Here is an 18,041-nt window from a genome sequence, read left to right on the forward strand (position 1 = left end):
TTTCGCTAAAGATAACGCGTTTCCTCCGGCGCGCGATCGAAGCGATCATCGCGGCCGTCAAAATATCCGACGGGAAGCGAGGCGAGTTCTTCATCCGTGGCATCGTCCAGGCAGCTAATGCTGATTGCGTAGAATTTGCCGCCGAGTGCGGGATTTTCACCCCAGTTGAAAGAACTGATGCCGCAACTCTTGCAGAAGAGATGATGCAGGATGCGCGGGCCGAATTGATATTCGCCGATGCTGTCCTCGCCCGAGGTCAGGCGGAAATCTGCTGGCGTGGCGACGGCCAGCCAATTGCGCTTTTTCCTGCAGATCGAGCAGTTGCATTTGAAGGTGCCGCCCTGCAGATCGAGATCAGCTTCATAAGCGACGGCGCCGCAATGGCAGCTTCCATGATAGGTCTTTTTCATCACTCTCATCCTTCCCTTGAGGTGGCTTCTGCGTAGGCGACGTATTTGTCGAGGGCCTGCTCCCAGCCGCCGGTCTGCAATCTTAGTTCGGTGTCGTCGGGCAGTTCGACCTTGCGGAAGATGAGGCGTGTCTTCTCGCCAAGCTCTTGAAATTCCACGGTCACCTGCATCGAGTGGCCGGATTTTCCATCCAGATTTTCCCAGGCGAAGGTGAAGACGAGGCGCTCGGGCGGGACGATCTCCAGATAGCGCCCGTGGCTCCAATATTCCCTGCCCTCTGGTGTCAAAATGCAATGCCGCCAGGCGCCGCCTTCGTGAAGGTCGACGGAGACGAATGGCGCCGTCATGTTCTGCGGCCCCCACCAGCGCATCAGATGTTCCGGCTCGGTCCAGATGCGAAACAGCAGGGCGCGCGGCGCGGCAATATCGCGGGTCAGCACGATCTCGCGCGGTGGCCGCATGCTGCCGCCCTCAGTTGCTGGGGTCATTCTTTCCTCCCTTTTGCAATAGTTCCGCGTAAGCTTCCAGGCGATCAAGGTTGTCGTTCCAGAACTGACGGTAGCTCTCCAGCCAGTCATCGACCTGCCGCAGCGGCTTCGGCTCCAGCCGGCAAGGCCGCCATTGCGCTTCCCTCCCCTTCGAGATCAGCCCGGCCTTTTCCAGCACCTTCAGATGCTTGGAGACAGCGACCAGCGACATGTCGAAGGGTTCGGCCAGTTCGGAAACGGATGCCTCGCCAGTCGCCAACCGCGCCAGGATTGCCCGGCGGGTTGGGTCAGCCAAGGCGGAAAGGGTGATGCTCAATGTGTCCATGCGACTTCATAAACCATATAGTTAATTAACTAATAGGTTTATTATAGGCCGCAACAATGCTCTGTCGAGAAGCGCCGGTCGGCGGGGCAATCTCAGGAAATGTTGTTGGATACTTCGATCAGATTCTGATCCGGATCGCGGAAATAGACCGAGAGAATGGGGCCGGTCGCGCCGGTTCGGCGGACGGGACCTTCTTCGATCGCAACGCCCTCGGCATGCAAGTGAGCTGTGATGTCATCGAGCGGAGTGGTGCTGATGAAACAAATGTCGGCCGAGCCCGGTGTCGGCCGATCGGCCTTGGGCTCGAACTCGTGGCCGGCGCGGTGCAGATTGATTTTCTGGTTGCCAAAGGTGAGAGCCTTGCGGCCCTCGCCGAAAGTTTCGACGCCCATGCCGAGAACGCGGACATAGAAATCGCAGCTTTCATCGATGCTCGCAACCGTGAGCACCAGATGATCGAGATGGTCGATGCGGATCATGGCGGCCTCCGGCCTCAACGACGCGCCAGTCTGGCAACGGCAAGGGCGCTAATGACACACATTGCCAGCATGACGAGGATGAAGGCAACCACGGCATTCCAGCCGTCGGCAAGCCAGAAATAGCCGCCGACCGAACCGGCAATGCTGGAGCCAAGATAGTAGGCGAGCAGGTAGAGCGAGGAGGCGTGTCCCTTGAAGTTGCGAGCAAGCCGTCCCACAAGCGCGCTGGCGACGGAATGGGTCATGAAGAAGCCGATCGTCACCAGAACGATGCCGAGGATGATGAGCGGCAGGGAGCTGAAAAGCGTCACCGCCGCACCAAGCGCCGCGATCAATACGCCCGCCGGCAGCACGACGAAATGGCCGATGCGATCGCCGAGTAGACCCGCGACCCATGAGGCGGCGATGCCGAAGAGATAGGCGGTAAAGATCAGGCCGAGCTCGGTCTGGCTGAGGTCATAGGGATCGGCGACGAGGCGGAAACCGGCATAGTTATAGACCGTGACGAAGGAGCCCATGACGAGAAAGCCGATGGCGAACAGCAGCGGCAACGCCGGGTTACGGAAGTGGCCGCTCCAGGCCTTCAGGTGGAAGGCGGCATCAAATCCCTTGCGCGGCGTGAAATTGCGCGACGGCGGCAGAAGATAGAGGAAGCCGATGGAGGCGATCAGGCCAAGAATGCCGACAGCGGCCAGTGCCGGCCGCCAGCTCAGGAATTCAGCAATCGTACCCGTGACCACGCGGCCAGCCATGCCGCCAAAGGCATTGCCGGCGATATAGAGACCCATGGCGCTACCGAGGCCGCGCGGTTCGATCTCTTCAGCCAGGTAGGTCATGGCAACGGCGGGCACACCACCCAGCAGGAAACCCTCGAGCGCGCGGGCGACGAGCAGCATATGCCAGCTCGGCGAGACCGCACAGACGAGCGTACAGATTGCTGCGCCCAACAGCGATATGAACATCAGGCTGCGTCGGCCGAGGCTTTCGGAAACGGCGGCCGCGCCGAAGATCGCGAAGGCCAGGAAGCCGGTCGAAAGCGACAGCGACAGCGAACTTGCAGCCGGCGTGACACCGAAATCCTCGGAGAAAATCGGCATTAGCGGCTGCACGCAATAGAGCAGCGAGAAGGTGGCAAAACCCGAGAGAAACAGGGCAATGGTGGCGCGGCGGAAGGCGGGCGTGCCGCGCGTGAGGAATTGGCGGGACTCGGCCGGCGGCTCATTTCTGACGAGCGTCAGTTCGGGACGGGATGGGACTTCGGAAGCAATGGTTTGCTGCTTGCTGGCGGCGCGGAACATGGGGCACACAACCTTTCTTGCCCCGGAATCTAGTCAGATCCGCTTCATTAGTCCAATATATGGAACAGGCGATCTCAATAGCTTTTGGAGATAGCGATGGAGCTGCGTCATATCCGTTATTTTCTGGCGCTGGCGGAAGCGGGAAATTTCACCCGAGCCGCCGCCAAGCTCGGCATCGGCCAGCCGCCGCTCAGCCAACAGATCCGCGATCTCGAAAACGAGGTGGGCGCGATGCTGTTTCACCGTGTTCCCCATGGGGCAGAGTTGACGGAGGCGGGAGAGGCTTTCCTCAGCGAAGCCAAAGCCGCCGTGGATGAGGCGGAAAAAGCCAAACTTGCCGCCCAGCGCGCCAATCGCGGCGAGATTGGCCGGCTGGCGCTCGGCTTTACCGCCTCTTCCGCCTTCAACACGATCGTCACGGAAACCATCCGCGAGTTTCGAGGCCATTGGCCCGAAGTGAGGCTGTCGCTCACGGAGATGAACACCAACGCGCTGATGGAGCGGCTGATGCGCGGCGAGATCGATGCCGCCTTTATTCGTCCTGGCCTGGAAGACCCACGGGATGTCCGGCTGAAGCGCTTTGCCGACGAGCCGATGCTGATCGCGCTGCCAGCGCATCATCCGCTGGCAGAAAAGGAACGCGTACCGATCGCGGCATTGGCCGGTGAGCCCTTCATTCTCTTTCCGCGCATGGTGGGGCTCAGCCTCTATGACGATATCGTTGGAGCTTGCCGCGAAGCGGGATTTGAGCTGGTGGTGATGCAGGAAGCGCCGCAGATTCCCTCCGTCGTCAATCTCGTCGCCGCCAATCTGGGCGTTTCCATCGTTCCGGCTTCGATCGCACAGATCAAGCTCGACGGCGTGGCCTATCGGCAGATCGATGGGCCGCCGGTCGTGGCACGGCTTGGCCTCGCGAGCCTCAAGGCGCAGCGATCGCCTGTCGTTGCCAATCTCATGAGCCTGATCGCGTAGTCAGCGGTTTCGCTCCCAATAGGGCGGATCGCCGAACGCCTGCTTCAGATGGTCGGCGATGGCTCGGAGCTTTGCCGAGGGATTGCGCCCCTCGGGATGGGCCATGAAGATGAACTCCGGTTCGGGCCGGTAGCCGACGTCGATCTCGACAAGCCGCCCCTCCCCGATCGCCGGGCCTGCGATGAAGACCGGCAACAATGCGATCCCCAAGCCGGCGACGGCGGCATCGTGGATGACATCGCCATTGTTGACGCCGAATGCCAGCTTCCCTCTGATGACGACAGCGCCATCGGGCCCTTGGAAACGCCAGTCGGCCACGCCGCGATTGCTGTAGAAAATACCGCGATGGTTCTCGAGATCGGATAGCGATGTTGGCCTGCCGTGACGGCTGAGATAGTCCGGCGACGCCACKAGAAGGCGGCGGCTGCGGGCAAGCTTCCAGGCAACGAGGCGCGAATCGGCAATCAGGCCATGGCGAATGATGGCGTCATAGCCGTCCGAGGAGGCATCGACACGCCGGTCGTCGAGATCGAGCGTCAATTCAATTTCAGGGTGATCGGCCAGAAAGGGATAGAGCGCCGGACCGAGATGCATGCGGCCGAAGGTGACGGGGGCAGTGATGCGCAAGGGGCCCGCCAATGTGCCACGTCGCCTGGCCAGATCGGCCGCCGCCTCCCGCACATCGTGCACGATCCGAGACGCGCGCTCCAGGAAAGCAGCACCATCCTCCGTCAATGTCAACTTACGGGTCGTGCGATGCAGCAGCGTCGCGCCGAGCGTCTTCTCCATTTCCGCCAACCGCTCGCTGACGACGGATTTCGACAGGCGCAGCCGGCGCGCGGCTTCACTGATCGATCCCGCTTCGGCAACGGCCACAAAAGCAGCGATTCCTTCAATCTTGAGCATCGTTCGGCAATCCCGAATTCGAATTCCATGATTAGAAGACTAATCCGAACGATCGAAAAATACCATTCTCTGCGCATCGGACGGAACAACAGACACGTCCACACACAGGAGATGGAACAATGAACCGCTTGAATGGAAAAGTCGCAATCGTCACCGGCGCCAGCTCCGGCATTGGCCGCGCCACCGCAAAACTCTTCGCTGCCGAAGGTGCCAAAGTTATCGTGGGCGCCCGGCGTGGGGCCGAGTTGGAAAGCCTTGTTGCAGAAATCAAGGCTGCGGGCGGCAAAGCGGCCGCGCTTGCCGGTGACGTGCGTTCGGAAGATTACCACAAGGCATTGGTCGCCCTTGCCGTCGAGCGCTATGGCAAGCTCGACATCGCCTTCAACAATGCCGGCACGCTGGGCGAAGCCGGCCCGAGCACTGAGGTTTCCGAGGCAGGTTTTAGCGATGCGCTCGCAATCAACTTGACCGCTTCCTTCCTCGCCGCAAAGCATCAGATCGGCGAAATGGTCAAGAATGGAGGCGGCTCGGTGATCTTCACGTCGACCTTTGTAGGCTACAGCTTTGCCTTCCCCGGCGTTGCCGCTTATGCCGCCAGCAAGTCCGGCCTGATCGGCCTGACGCAGGCACTCGCGGCCGAATTCGGCCAGCAGAATGTGCGGGTCAATGCCGTGCTGCCGGGCGCCGTCGATACCGACATGTATCGCGAGATGAACGACACTCCCGACAAGCAGGGCTTCATCACCAATCTGCATGCGCTGAAGCGTGTCGCCGGTCCTGACGAACTGGCCCGCTCGGTCCTCTACCTCGCCTCCGATGATGCAAGCTTCGTCACCGGTACTGCATCGCTGGTCGATGGCGGCGCCTCGATCACGCGTACCTAACCACGTACGGAATGACTGAAGAAAGGCCGCGGACCCTCTCCCTCCGCGGCCTCCTCGCATCCAAAAGACTTTGACGGAAATGCATCGTGACTTCATGATTGCTGACGGAAAATCATGGATGGGACAATGTTCGACGGACGATTGCTGAATGGCGTCAGCGTGCTGACGGCCGTGGTCGAGGGTGGCAGCTTCGTGCGGGCGGCGGAAGCGCTTGGCCTTACGCCATCAGGAGTCAGCCGAGCAGTTTCGCGGCTGGAGGCGCGCATCGGCGTGCGCCTGCTCGATCGTACCACGCGAGCATTGCGGCTTACGGATGATGGCGCGCGGTTTTATGAGCAGGTCGTGCCGCTGCTCGGCGGCATCGAGGAGGCCGCGACGACGGTGGCGGGTGTCGCTCAATCCGTACGCGGCCGTCTGCGCATCAATGTCGACCCCTATTTTTCCCGCCTCGTCCTGGCGCCGCGGCTCGGCGCCTTCCTCGACCTCTATCCCGACCTGCAGATCGAGATCCTGACCCGCAACGAGATCGGTGATCTTGTGGCCGACGGCATGGATGTAGCCCTGCGCTTCGGCGAGCCGCCGCAGACCTCGCTGATTGCCCGGTTGCTTCTGGAAACCCGCGTGATGACGGTTGCAGCACCCGCCTATATCGAGCGTTATGGCCGGCCGAAAACGCCGGCCGACGTCGCGAACCATCTCTGCATCCACTATCAGGACCCGAGCACCGGGCGCGCATTCGAATGGGAATTCCGACGCGGGTGCAAGGTCATCCCGGTCGAGACGCGCGGCCGCATCCTGGTCAACGATGCCGGGACGACGCTCGGAACCTGCCTTGCTGGCCTCGGTATCGCTCAGGTCTTCACGCTCGGCATCACGGATTTTCTGGACCGCGGAGAGCTTGTCGACCTTTTTCCGGACTGGAAGGACKAGCTTTACCCGCTTTACGCCTTTTACCCGTCCCGCCACCATGTGCCGGCAAAGGTGCGCGCCTTCATCGACTTCTGCGTCGACATTCTCGGCTGACGCTGCTGCCGATTGCCTATTATGCGCCAAAGGCTTAGGTTCATGGGCACAAAAACAGGCGACGGGTTCGAGCCATGGTTCTCGCGGGAAAACGCATCCTTCTTATCATTTCCGGTGGCATCGCGGCCTATAAGAGCCTCGACCTCATCCGGCGGCTGCGCGAGCGCGGCGCCTCAGTCCGCCCGATCATGACATCGGGGGCACAGCAATTCATCACGCCGCTTGCCGTCGGCGCATTGGCGGCGGATCATGTCTTCACCKACCTGTTTTCCCGACAGGATGAGCAGGATGTCGGCCATATCCGGCTGGCGCGGGACTGCGACCTGGTGCTGATTGCGCCGGCGACTGCCGATCTCCTCGCCAAGATGGCCAATGGCCTGGCCGATGACCTTGCGTCGACCGTGCTGCTCGCGACCGACCGGCCCGTACTCGCAGCACCCGCGATGAATCCGAAGATGTGGGCGCATCCGGCGACGAAGCGCAACATCGAGACATTGAGGGGCGACGGCATCCGCTTCGTCGGGCCTATGGCCGGCGAAATGGCCGAGAGCAAGGAGGCAGGCACCGGCCGCATGGCGGAGCCGCTAGAGATCGTCGCTGCCGCCGAGATGCGGCTGGATGATGGGGCAAGACCGCTCGCCGGCAGAAAGGCCGTCGTCACGTCGGGTCCGACGCATGAGCCGATCGACCCGGTGCGTTACATCGCCAATCGTTCTTCCGGCCGGCAAGGGCATGCTATCGCCTCGGCACTCGCGGCCCTTGGCGCCGATGTCACACTAGTCACCGGGCCTGTTTCGATCCCCGATCCGATGGGCATGCACGTCGTTCATGTCGAGCGGGCAGAAGAGATGCGCGATGCCGTGCTTTCGGCTCTTCCGGCCGATATCGCCGTGATGGTCGCGGCCGTCGCCGACTGGCGCGTCGCCTCTGCCGCCGATCAGAAGATCAAGAAACATCCGGGCGAATCCATTCCGACGCTGGCGCTCACCGAAAATCCCGACATCCTGAAAACCGTCGGCCATCACACGCAGCGGCCGAAGCTCGTCATCGGCTTTGCCGCCGAAACGCAGGATGTCGAGGCGAATGCCAGGGCGAAACTGGAGCGCAAGGGCGCCGACATGATCGTCGCCAACGATGTCTCGCCGGCAACGGGCATCATGGGCGGTATGCGGAACAGCGTAAAACTCATCCGCCATCACGGCGTGGAGCAGTGGCCCGATCTCGACAAGGAAGAAGTGGCAGCGCGTCTGGCGGCTTTGATTGCCGAACAGTTCAAGCCGGGATCGTGACGGGCGCCTGCGGCCCGGCGGACGCGCGCTTTTCCGGCTGGAAGGGCGTGATATGCACGCCCATATCGTCGATCAATACTGCGCTGCCATCCGGAACTTCCGTCCAGGCATCGATATCGTCGTTCAACGGCTCGGATACGAGGCAATAGCCAATGCCGACAGGCGAGGCATAAAGTGTCGGCGCCTTGCGGTCGGTGGCGTAGCGCACCGCATATAGCGACTTTCCATCGGAAAAAGCGGCCGTGAAGCGCACCAGCGCCGAACCGGTCAGATGAACCGACAGGCCCTCGGCAAAACCGATGGCTTCCGAAATCGCGGCAAACGGATTGGATGCAAGACCGAATTGCAAGGCCAGCAGGAACAGAAGCTCGGAATCGGTCGTGCCGCCGCGGGCATGAAAAAGCTGATCGTCGAGCATGGATTCCATCGGCCGACGCAAACGGTCGAAATTGGAAATCTGCCCGTTGTGCTGGAAAGACCAGTTCCCATGCACGAAAGGATGGCAATTGTCCCGACGCGTGCCGCCGCCGGTCGCGGCGCGGACATGGGCGAGAAAGAGTGGCGAACGGATCTGCCGCGCCAAGCTCTTGAGATTGCAATCGGACCAAGCCGGGAGGATATCGCGATAACGGCCGGGCTCTGGCCGGTCGCCATACCAGGCGATACCAAATCCGTCACCGTTGGTTGCCGTCTTGGCGCGTGTGGCGCAGTGGGATTGTTCGATCAGGGAGTGGGCAGGCGAAGACACCAGCTCCTCCAGATAGAGGGGGTCTCCACGATAGGCTGCCCAGCGACACATACGTCTTTCGCTCCAATTCCCGCTCGCTCCCTGTCCCGCGGGAGAATGTCAAAATCAAGGACGATTGTTCGTGCGGAATAGGTAATAAACTCTTAATTTACCAAGAATTGAGGGGTGAAAGTGACAGATTCTTGACACGCCGTCCGATCACGTTTCGGCGTCGCAACATTATTCTTATGTGAACGTGCCGACTTTTAAGCGGCTTTTCGCCCCACGCTGCATAGCTTGATGAAAATGTCGGCTTGGCCTATATTTCCGGAGTGAGGGGCGGGTTGCAGCCCACCCCTCGTTTATTTCGCGATTAGAAAGTCACCCGGACCTCAAGCTGCCAGCTAGTCCGGGTTTTTCTTATGCGAAACGTGACGCTAAATGGAAACCACATAGCTCACCTCCTTGTTGACGGCGAGGCCGATCGCCACGGTCGAGGTTGCACATCTTCCCCGATCCTGTCCGCTGGCACAGACAGGTGCCACTTCCGCTACCAACTGCCACGATGAATATCACGCAAAAGTTGAACGAACCCTTGCGTTTCAATGCGTCACGAAGAGTGAAACATTCCGCCTTTGAACACCCTTGAATTCAGTGAAATTTGAGTTACGTTAGGCATATCGTCAACGTAGCGAAAGGAAGGTGATCCAATGTCTAGTGAGATTTCGGTCCGCGTATCAGGCATGGAAATGGTTGTGAGCGTTGCGAGGCAGCCCTCGCTCTGATCAAGCCTTCCGGAAGCGTCTTGCGCTTCAGGCCAGTTACGGGCCAAAACTCATGGAAGGGTCGCTTCGTGCGGCCCTTTTTTGCATCTATCGGTTGCCTATATTGCGGTACTTAGGGCTGTCATTGCCGGAATAAACCTCCGTCGTGGTCGTTTTTCTCTTGCCGAACGAAAAGTGCGCCATAGCTAAACCTCCATGACTTACAAGGAACAGCCCGAACAGGGTGAAGCCGAGCCAGCGCCGCCGAATGAGCCGGCGCTTACCGCACTCTCATTGTATCCTGACGAATGGGCGCTGTTCCTCGATATAGACGGAACGCTGCTCGATCTCGCGGAGACCCCGGAAGCGATCGCCGTACCTCCGAGCCTGCCCTCTGTACTTGAGACGCTCTCACGCCGGCTCGGCGGCGCGCTGGCGCTGGTGACCGGGCGCGCGGTTGCCTTTGTGGACCCTCTGTTTGCTCCCTTCCACTTCTCTGTCGCCGGCCTGCATGGCGCCGAACGACGCGATGGGGCGGGACGCCTGCGGCGCGCGCTGATACCGCATGCCTTCCATGAGATGAAGCTCATGATCGCGCGGGAGGTCGAGGCCTGGCCCGGCGTTCTCGTCGAGGACAAAGGGGCTGCGGTCGCCGTTCACTACCGGCTGGCGCCCGAGCGCGAAGCTGACGTCGCCGAAGTGATGCAGCGCTATCTGCAGGAAGCCGGCCCGGACTGGATCCTGCAGCACGGCAAGCTTGTKGTCGAAATTTGTCCGGCGCATGCGAGCAAAGGGCATGCCGTCGAGGCCTTTCTCAATGAGCCCCCCTTCAACGGGCGGCGGCCTCTCGCGATCGGTGACGACGTCACCGACGAGACCATGTTCGCCGTCGCGAACCGCCTCGGCGGTCAATCCGTGCGCATCGGCCCGCCCAAGGGCAAGACGCTCGCCCGTGCATCCATTCCCTCGCCCGCGCGTTTAAGAGAGATACTCGCAGCGCTCGCCAAATAATCACTTTTTGGTCATTTCGGCCTACCGCCGCGGCCCTCTCGAAAGGAGCATTCCGTGAGTCGTCTCATCATTGTTTCCAACCGTGTTTCCGTCCCCGACAACCAAGGTGCGGCGGCGGCGGGTGGGCTTGCCGTGGCGTTGCAGGCTGCCCTTGCCGAACGCGGCGGCGTCTGGATGGGCTGGTCCGGCAAATCGAGCGGCGATATCGAACCCGAACCGCTGGTGCTGACCGAAGACGGCAACATCACCTACGCGCTGACCGATCTCACCCAGACCGATGTCGAGGAATATTACCAAGGCTTCGCAAACCGCGTGCTCTGGCCGATCTGCCATTACCGGCTGGACTTGGCCGAATATGGCCGCAAGGAAATGGCCAGCTATTTCCGCGTCAACCGCTTCTTCGCCCACCGGCTAGCGCCGCTCGTCGAGCCCGATGATATCATCTGGGTGCATGACTACCATCTTATTCCGCTGGCGGCAGAACTGAGGCAAATGGGGTTCAAGAACCGCATCGGTTTCTTCCTGCATATTCCCTGGCCGCCGGCCGATGTGCTCTTCACCATGCCCGTGCACGAGGAAATCATGCGGGGTCTCTCCTCCTATGACCTCCTCGGCTTCCAGACCAAATACGATCTCGAAAATTTCGCTGGCTGCCTGAAGCGCGAAGGCATGGGCGTCGAAAACAGCCCAGGCCATTTCAGCGCACACGGCCACAACTTCCGCGGCGGTGCTTACTCGATCGGCATCGAGACCGCGGCCTTCGCCGCTTTCGCCCGCAAGGCCGCAGCCCACAGCATGGTGCGCAAAGCGCGGCAAAGCGTCGAAGGCCGCGACCTGATCATCGGCGTCGACCGGCTCGATTATTCCAAAGGGATCACGCAGCGCATCGACGCGTTCGAACGCTTCATCACCAACAATCCGGCCCATCACCGCCGCGTCACCTATCTGCAGATCACGCCGAAATCGCGCTCCGAAGTGCCGGAATACGAGGCGATGCAGCATGCCGTCGCTGAGCAGGCAGGCCGGGTCAACGGCGCGATCGGCACCGTCGACTGGGTGCCGATCCGCTACATCAACCGCTCGATCAGCCGCCCGGTCCTGGCTGGCCTCTATCGGCTGGCGAAAGTCGGCCTGGTGACGCCCCTGCGCGACGGCATGAACCTCGTCGCCAAGGAATATGTGGCGGCGCAGGACCCGGATGATCCCGGCGTGCTGGTGCTCTCGCGTTTCGCCGGTGCGGCGCGCGAATTGAAAGGTGCGCTGCTGGTCAACCCCTATGACGTCGATGGCACCGCAAATGCCCTGGCGCGCGGCATCAATATGCCGCTGGAAGAACGGCGCGAGCGCTGGCGCGGCATGATGGACCATCTGCTGGAAAACGATGTTTCGCGCTGGTGCGATACCTTCCTGACCGACTTGAGGGCGGAGTAATGAGCAACGGCTACATTGCTGCCGCTTCCCTGACCAGCCATTCCGTCAGCCGCTCGGCATGCATGCTCTGCGACTTCGGCGGCAGAAGCCAATAGCCGCGGTTCGGCCCGTCCAGCACCGGACCGGCGGTCACCAGCATGCGCCCGGCCAACAGTGAATCCACCAGTCCCATCCAACCGAGTGCCAGCCCCTGTTCGCCGATCGCAGCCTGGACGACCAGCGAATAGGTGTTGAACCGCAGGTCGCCATGGCCAGCATAGGTATCCCGAGTGATGCCAAGTGCCGCAAAATAGCTCTTCCAATCGAACCAGGGCGATGGTGTTTCCGTGTCCAGATGCACCAGCGTCGCTTGCGCCAGACGGCTGGGATCGCTGAAAGGACCGTATTTATCGACGAAGCCCTGCGTACAAATCGGCGCTACCTTCTCAGGCAACAACAATGCCACTTCCGGCCCGAACTCTTCCCGCGCGCCAAAGACGACGGCGACATCGCCGCTTTCCGAATGGCTACGCTCCTGCCGTTGCGTGGCGACGATCTGAATATCCAGCTCCGGATGAAGCAGGCGAAACCGATGCATGCGCGGGATCAGCCAGAGCGCCGAGAAGGCATAGTCGGTCTTGAGCCGCACTGCCGGCCGCTGCGCCTCAGCGCGAAAGCTGCGCACCAGCGAATCGATACCACCGACCACCTTCTCCGCGATCTCGAACAGACGGCGGCCTTCCGAGGACAGCTCGACGCCGCGATGCTGGCGCTCGAAGAGCGTGACGCCCATCTGCTCCTCGATCCGCCGGATCTGATAGCTGACTGCAGGCTGGGTCAATCCAAGGTTTGCGGCTGCGGATGACAGGCTGCCCGAGCGCGCCACCTCGACAAAAATTCGCAGCCATCCGAGGTCTACGGGCCGCTCAGCCATAAAAATTCCTTTTGTCACCCATTGAAAAAAGCCTGCTTCACAGGCCGAATGCTACTGATGTTCAATAAAATGAGCAAATAATAAAAGGGAACTGTCGTCATGCGAATTTCTGCCATGGGCCGGCTTGCCGTCGGCGCTTTCTTGTCCGCCTTGTCCTTCGCCGGCGTCGCCAAGGCCGATGGCGATTCCTGCCGCACCATCCATCTGTCCGATCCGGGCTGGACCGACATCACCTCGACCAATGGGGTGACGGGCGTGCTGCTTGGCGCACTCGGCTATGTGCCAGATATCAAGACGCTCTCCGTGCCGATCGGCTATCAATCGATGAAAACAGGCGAGATCGACGTCTTCCTCGGCAATTGGATGCCGGCACAGAAAGCCTTCGTCGATGACCTCAACAAGGCGAAAGCTGTCGAAGTGCTGAACCGCAATCTTCAGGGCGCGAAATTCACCCTAGCCGTTCCGACCTATATCGCCGACAAGGGCATCAAGGATTTTGCCGACCTGCAGAAACATGCCGACGACTTCGACCACAAGATCTATGGCATCGAACCCGGCGCGCCGGCCAATGCTAATATCCAGAAGATGATCGACGCCAACGACTTCGGCCTGAAGGGCTGGGAACTGGTGGAATCGAGCGAGCAGGCAATGCTGTCGCAGGTCGAGCGCGCCGGCAAGGACAAGCACGCCATCGTCTTCCTCGCCTGGGCGCCGCATCCGATGAATGAACGCTTCAAGATTGCCTATCTCTCCGGCGGCGACGCCTATTTCGGCCCGGACTACGGCGGTGCACAAGTCTACACGCTGGCGCGCAGCGGTTGGTCCGCCACCTGCCCAAACGCCGCAAAATTGTTCCACAATCTGACCTTCGACATCGGCATGGAAAATTCGTTGATGGGTTCGATTCTCGGTGGCCAGGATGCTAAGACTGCGGCGACCGCTTGGCTGAAGGCACATCCCGAGGCTCTGACGCCCTGGCTTGCTGGCGTGACGACGATCGACGGCAAGCCCGGCGTCGATGCCGTCAAGGCCGCGGTCGGCCTTTAATCCGTCGAGGACATCCAACATGGCGCGCCCGAATATCCTCATCCTCATGGTCGATCAGTTGAACGGAACATTGTTTCCCGACGGCCCGACCGATTTTCTCCATGCACCCGTGCTGAAGGCACTGGCGAAACGCTCCGTGCGCTTCGCCAACAGCTATACGGCAAGCCCGCTCTGCGCGCCGGCGCGGGCTTCCTTCATGTCGGGACAACTGCCGAGCCGCACCCGCGTTTATGACAATGCCGCCGAATTTGCCTCCGATATCCCGACCTTCGCGCATCATCTGCGGGCAGCCGGCTACCAGACGGCGCTCTCCGGCAAGATGCACTTCGTCGGGCCGGACCAGATGCATGGCTTCGAGGAGCGGCTGACCACCGATATCTACCCCGCCGATTTCGGCTGGACGCCGGACTATACGAAACCGGGCGAACGCATCGACTGGTGGTATCACAATCTCGGTTCGGTGACCGGAGCCGGCGTCGCCGAGATCACCAACCAGATGGAATATGACGACGAAGTCGCCTATCACGCCACCCGCAAACTGCTCGACCTGTCGCGCGGACATGATGAGCGGCCCTGGTGCCTGACCGTCAGCTTCACCCATCCGCACGACCCTTATGTCGCCCGCCGCCGCTTCTGGGATCTCTACGAGGACTGCCCGGCGCTCGACCCCGATGTCGCGGAAATTCCCTTCGACGAACAGGACCCGCATTCGCAGCGGCTGATGAAGGCGAGCGACCATACCGCCTTCGACATCACGCCCGAACAGGTGCGCCAAGCCCGGCGCGGCTATTTCGCCAATATTTCCTATGTCGACGAAAAGATCGGCGAAATCCTCGACGCGCTGGAGCGCGGTCGCATGGCCGACAACACCATCGTGCTCTTCGTTTCCGACCATGGCGATATGCTCGGCGAACGCGGATTGTGGTTCAAGATGAACTTCTTCGAAGGCTCCGCCCGCGTGCCGCTGATGATTGCCGCGCCCGGCTGGAATGCCCGGCGCATCGATCAGCCGGTGTCGACGCTCGATGTAACGCCGACGCTTGCCGGCCTTGCCGGGCTCGATATCGCCTCGCTGCGGCAATGGACGGATGGAGAGGATCTTGCTCCGCTCGTCCATGGCAGGGGAAACCGTGGCCCGGTGCCGATGGAGTATGCAGCGGAAGGATCGGAAGCGCCGCTCGTCGGTCTGCGTGACGGTCGCTACAAGCTGACGCTCTGCGACAAGGACCCGCCCCTACTTTTCGATCTCGACGCCGATCCCAAAGAGCTCACCAATCTTGCGGACGATCCCGCATACGCAGAAATCCTGGCGCGGCTGACCGAGCAAGCCAGGCAGCGCTGGAATCTCGCCACCTTCGACGCCGCCGTGCGCGAAAGCCAGGCGCGGCGATGGGTGGTCTATGCGGCGCTCCGCAACGGTGCCTACTATCCATGGGACTACCAGCCGCTGCAGAAGGCGTCCGAGCGCTATATGCGCAACCATATGGACTTGAACGTGCTGGAGGAGAACCAGCGTTTTCCGCGTGGAGAGTAAGGTTTTTGTGGCCGAGATTTTCGGAAGTCGATATGGTCGCGCCGATATATCGGAGAAATATTCATGAAAATCAGTGCACGCAACCGTCTCAGGGGCAAAGTCGTCGAAGTCACCAAGGGTGCCACGACGGCCCATATCCGCATCGATATCGGCAACGGCTCGATCGTCACCTCCTCGATCACCAATGAGGCGGTCGATGAACTAGGCCTGACGGTCGGCTCCGACGCCTATGCCGTCATCAAGGCCTCCGACGTCATGGTCGCTGTCGACTAGAGCGGTTCAGCGTTTCACGGAATCGCTTTCCCGCTCTATCCCTTTGGTTTGACGCATTCCGGACGGAAAACCGCTACGCACTTTTCCTGGAAGTGCTCTAATACCCAAAATGAGCATGATCTTGTCCGAAAACCGCTTCGGGATCATGGTTCACGCCTTCTGACAAAAATGCGCCGTCTTGCCGTCGCCGGTCTGAAAATCGCCAGGCCGCGGCGGCGCGATCGGTTTGAACAGCGTGCGGTCCGGCTTCAGGTCGAGAAGCGGCGTGCCATCCAGGCAATCAAGACCGCGCACGAGTAAGACGGCGCCTTCGACTGCCTCCAACTTGACGATGGAGGTGCCGATCGGGTTTGGCCGCACCGGCGAGCGCAGCGAAAATGTGCCGTGCACCTTGCTATTGCTGGCCGGGCTTTGCAGCACGAGATCGCGACGCGAGCGGTCCAGCCAATAGAGGATTTCCAGCCGCTCGAAATTCTCCACGCCCTTCAGCGCCGGCACCCAGGGCTCGAAAATCTCGATCCGGCAGAGCGGACCGTCATGCCGTCCCTGGCGCGGCGTCTCCATGCGGGAAGTCCACGGCGTCGAAATGCGGCCGATGAAGACAAGACCGGCGTCTGTCGCCGCCGGCGGCGCAATGGCGACTTCGTTTTCGCGGATTTCGTTTTCACGGACCATGATTTCCCTCCGATGCGTCGGCACCATCATCCAACGGAACAATAGTTCGACGGCACTATGGCATAGCGTTATATCTCAAGGAATATCCCGAGCGCCAAAATGCACGCTGTTTGGTGCAACAGATGGCGCATTGACGATGTGGAAATTTCTGTCTAGCTGTATCGTCATGAAGATCGCAACGGTTCTTATCGTAGTGGTAGAGCGCATGGGCAGGATGGCGTAGCCATCCGGCGAAAGCACCCATGCGCGGAAAGTAGGCTCCTGACGGGGCCTTTTTTTATGCCCGGAAATTGGGCCGCGCCTCGTCAGACTTTCGCTATTTCCCACCATAAGACGGACGAGACCATGACGAGCGATAGTCCCCTACAGACTTCCAGCACGCAGATGACCGCGATCGCTGCCCCTCCCCGCCTGACAACCCTGATCTTGCTTTCGGCTCTTGCGGTGCTGCCGGTKAACATGATCTTGCCCTCACTGCCGCATATAGCCGCGACGTTCCAGGCCGATTTCGCACTCGTGAACCTTTCAGTCGCCGGCTATTCGATTATCACCGCGCTCTTAGAAGTCATCGGCGGCGCGATATCGGATCGGTTTGGACGAAGGCAGGTCGTATTGATCGCTCTCTCCATCTTCATCGTCGCATCCATTGGCTGCGTTTTGGCTCCGAATATCGGCGTTTTCCTGCTGTTTCGCGCGATGCAGGCCTGTATCGCACCCTGCTATTCCGTCGCCCTAGTCGTCATCAAGGAAACGTCGGGCGAACGCGAAGCCGCCAGCAAATTCGGATATCTGGCCATGGGATGGGCACTAGCACCCATGATCGGCCCTCTGTTTGGCGGAGCGCTGGACGAGCTGTTCGGATGGCGGGCATGCTTCGTTGTCCTGGCGATCCTGGGCGTCGGCGCCTTCGCTTTGTCCATGCGCGAACTGAGGCAAACGGCAGTGCCCTCATCGAGGACAAGCGGGGCCTATCTTGCCTCCTATAGGCTGCTGCTCGGCTCGGTACGGTTTTGGGCTTACACCCTCTGCATGGCCTGCTCGATGGGGGTGCTTTATGCGTTCCTGGGCGGTGCGCCATTGGTTGTCGGCGACACACTTGGCGGATCGAGCGCGAAGCTCGGCTTCTACATGGGGCTGGTTCCCGCCGGCTTCATTCTGGGCAGCTATTTGGCCGGCCGTTACGCCTCGAAGATCCCGCTCGCCACCATTCTCGTTCTTGCGCGTCTCCTGACCTGCGTCGGTCTGTCGGTCGGCCTGATCCTTTCGACGCTGGGCATCACCCATAGTCTGGCATTCTTTGGACCCTGCATGTTCATCGGCTTGGGCAATGGGTTGACCATGCCCGCCGCAAATAGCGGCGCACTGTCCGTGCGACCCGATCTTGTCGGCACCGCTGCGGGACTGGCCGCTGCCATGAGAATTGCCGGCGGAGCGCTGATAGGCTCCATCGCCGGTCTATTTCTTGAACGATCGGCGGCAATCCATACACTGTTTGCCTTGATGCTCGTATCGGCATCGCTCGCATTGCTGGCTGCACTTTACGTCGCGCGCGTCGAGCGACGTGTGGTCAAGCGGGTTTCATAGAGGGCGGC

19 protein-coding genes are annotated in these 18,041 nt (G+C 60.8%); 10 read left to right on the top strand and 9 right to left on the bottom strand.

Features of this window, described 5'->3' with window-relative positions; genetic code table 11:
• Nucleotides 1-5: 5 nt before the first annotated feature.
• The 5 genes from QD357_RS14145 to QD357_RS14165 all read right to left on the bottom strand — a co-directional run bounded on the left by QD357_RS14145 (nucleotide 6) and on the right by QD357_RS14165 (nucleotide 3,000).
• The gene (locus QD357_RS14145; RefSeq protein ID WP_107106775.1) at nucleotides 6-410 is read right to left on the bottom strand and encodes a GFA family protein; all 405 of its coding nucleotides are present in this window, start codon (nucleotides 408-410) and stop codon (nucleotides 6-8) included.
• Nucleotides 411-415: 5 nt separating this feature from the next.
• A complete protein-coding gene (locus QD357_RS14150; protein WP_107106774.1) occupies nucleotides 416-898 on the bottom strand; it encodes an SRPBCC family protein in 483 nt (160 codons plus the stop codon).
• The gene (locus QD357_RS14155) at nucleotides 882-1,223 is read right to left on the bottom strand and encodes an ArsR/SmtB family transcription factor (RefSeq protein WP_107106773.1); all 342 of its coding nucleotides are present in this window, start codon (nucleotides 1,221-1,223) and stop codon (nucleotides 882-884) included. Before QD357_RS14155 ends, QD357_RS14150 begins: the two co-directional genes overlap by 17 nt.
• Nucleotides 1,224-1,315: 92 nt before the next feature.
• Nucleotides 1,316-1,702 carry a VOC family protein gene (locus QD357_RS14160; protein ID WP_107106772.1) on the bottom strand — a complete coding sequence of 129 codons (387 nt, stop codon included), beginning with the start codon at nucleotides 1,700-1,702 and terminating at the stop codon, nucleotides 1,316-1,318.
• A 14-nt stretch (nucleotides 1,703-1,716) separates the two neighbouring features.
• On the bottom strand, nucleotides 1,717-3,000 hold the full coding sequence (locus tag QD357_RS14165; RefSeq protein WP_107106771.1) for an MFS transporter: 1,284 nt from the start codon (nucleotides 2,998-3,000) through the stop codon (nucleotides 1,717-1,719).
• A 96-nt stretch (nucleotides 3,001-3,096) separates the two neighbouring features.
• On the opposite strand from QD357_RS14165, the gene QD357_RS14170 reads away from it, so the two are divergent.
• Entirely contained in the window at nucleotides 3,097-3,972 is an 876-nt protein-coding gene (locus tag QD357_RS14170) for a LysR family transcriptional regulator (protein ID WP_414124452.1), read from the top strand.
• On the opposite strand, the gene QD357_RS14175 is transcribed toward QD357_RS14170, so the two are convergent.
• The gene (locus tag QD357_RS14175; RefSeq protein ID WP_107106769.1) at nucleotides 3,973-4,878 is read right to left on the bottom strand and encodes a LysR family transcriptional regulator; all 906 of its coding nucleotides are present in this window, start codon (nucleotides 4,876-4,878) and stop codon (nucleotides 3,973-3,975) included.
• A 119-nt stretch (nucleotides 4,879-4,997) separates the two neighbouring features.
• Here QD357_RS14175 and QD357_RS14180 point away from each other — a divergent pair, with 119 nt between their 5' ends.
• From QD357_RS14180 to coaBC, 3 genes are all read left to right on the top strand, one after another.
• On the top strand, nucleotides 4,998-5,762 hold the full coding sequence (locus QD357_RS14180; protein WP_107106768.1) for an SDR family oxidoreductase: 765 nt from the start codon (nucleotides 4,998-5,000) through the stop codon (nucleotides 5,760-5,762).
• 126 nt (nucleotides 5,763-5,888) lie between these two features.
• A complete protein-coding gene (locus tag QD357_RS14185) occupies nucleotides 5,889-6,785 on the top strand; it encodes a LysR family transcriptional regulator (protein ID WP_414124453.1) in 897 nt (298 codons plus the stop codon).
• 74 nt (nucleotides 6,786-6,859) lie between these two features.
• Nucleotides 6,860-8,074 carry a bifunctional phosphopantothenoylcysteine decarboxylase/phosphopantothenate--cysteine ligase CoaBC gene (gene coaBC / locus QD357_RS14190; protein WP_414124454.1) on the top strand — a complete coding sequence of 405 codons (1,215 nt, stop codon included), beginning with the start codon at nucleotides 6,860-6,862 and terminating at the stop codon, nucleotides 8,072-8,074.
• On the opposite strand, the gene QD357_RS14195 is transcribed toward coaBC, so the two are convergent.
• The gene (locus QD357_RS14195) at nucleotides 8,058-8,873 is read right to left on the bottom strand and encodes a class II glutamine amidotransferase (protein WP_107106765.1); all 816 of its coding nucleotides are present in this window, start codon (nucleotides 8,871-8,873) and stop codon (nucleotides 8,058-8,060) included. The genes coaBC and QD357_RS14195 overlap by 17 nt on opposite strands.
• A gap of 908 nt (nucleotides 8,874-9,781) precedes the next feature.
• Between QD357_RS14195 and otsB the strand changes: the two genes are divergently transcribed.
• Both otsB and otsA read left to right on the top strand, forming a co-directional pair.
• Complete coding sequence (gene otsB, locus QD357_RS14200; protein WP_107106764.1) at nucleotides 9,782-10,576, top strand: trehalose-phosphatase; 795 nt, start codon at nucleotides 9,782-9,784, stop codon at nucleotides 10,574-10,576.
• A gap of 54 nt (nucleotides 10,577-10,630) precedes the next feature.
• Nucleotides 10,631-12,007, top strand: a complete 1,377-nt coding sequence (gene otsA, locus QD357_RS14205) for an alpha,alpha-trehalose-phosphate synthase (UDP-forming) (protein WP_107106763.1) — start codon at nucleotides 10,631-10,633, stop codon at nucleotides 12,005-12,007.
• Between the two features lie 10 nt (nucleotides 12,008-12,017).
• Here otsA and QD357_RS14210 read toward each other — a convergent pair whose 3' ends face one another.
• Nucleotides 12,018-12,920, bottom strand: a complete 903-nt coding sequence (locus QD357_RS14210; RefSeq protein WP_107106762.1) for a choline sulfate utilization transcriptional regulator — start codon at nucleotides 12,918-12,920, stop codon at nucleotides 12,018-12,020.
• Nucleotides 12,921-13,019: 99 nt separating this feature from the next.
• On the opposite strand from QD357_RS14210, the gene QD357_RS14215 reads away from it, so the two are divergent.
• The 3 genes from QD357_RS14215 (at nucleotide 13,020) to QD357_RS14225 (ending at nucleotide 15,774) form a co-directional block, all read left to right on the top strand.
• Nucleotides 13,020-13,967: a choline ABC transporter substrate-binding protein gene (locus QD357_RS14215; protein ID WP_181315992.1), complete on the top strand. Its 948-nt coding sequence runs from the start codon at nucleotides 13,020-13,022 to the stop codon at nucleotides 13,965-13,967.
• A gap of 19 nt (nucleotides 13,968-13,986) precedes the next feature.
• Nucleotides 13,987-15,501 (top strand): choline-sulfatase, encoded by a 1,515-nt coding sequence (gene betC / locus QD357_RS14220; protein ID WP_107106760.1) that lies wholly within the window; start codon nucleotides 13,987-13,989, stop codon nucleotides 15,499-15,501.
• 63 nt (nucleotides 15,502-15,564) lie between these two features.
• Complete coding sequence (locus QD357_RS14225) at nucleotides 15,565-15,774, top strand: TOBE domain-containing protein (RefSeq protein WP_107106759.1); 210 nt, start codon at nucleotides 15,565-15,567, stop codon at nucleotides 15,772-15,774.
• Between the two features lie 150 nt (nucleotides 15,775-15,924).
• On the opposite strand, the gene tsaA is transcribed toward QD357_RS14225, so the two are convergent.
• Nucleotides 15,925-16,449 (bottom strand): tRNA (N6-threonylcarbamoyladenosine(37)-N6)-methyltransferase TrmO, encoded by a 525-nt coding sequence (gene tsaA / locus QD357_RS14230; protein WP_107106758.1) that lies wholly within the window; start codon nucleotides 16,447-16,449, stop codon nucleotides 15,925-15,927.
• A 345-nt stretch (nucleotides 16,450-16,794) separates the two neighbouring features.
• On the opposite strand from tsaA, the gene QD357_RS14235 reads away from it, so the two are divergent.
• Nucleotides 16,795-18,033 carry an MFS transporter gene (locus QD357_RS14235; RefSeq protein ID WP_107107034.1) on the top strand — a complete coding sequence of 413 codons (1,239 nt, stop codon included), beginning with the start codon at nucleotides 16,795-16,797 and terminating at the stop codon, nucleotides 18,031-18,033.
• Nucleotides 18,034-18,041 lie beyond the last annotated feature (8 nt).

Source organism: Rhizobium sp. BR 317, assembly GCF_047445835.1.
Taxonomy (GTDB): domain Bacteria; phylum Pseudomonadota; class Alphaproteobacteria; order Rhizobiales; family Rhizobiaceae; genus Rhizobium; species Rhizobium paranaense.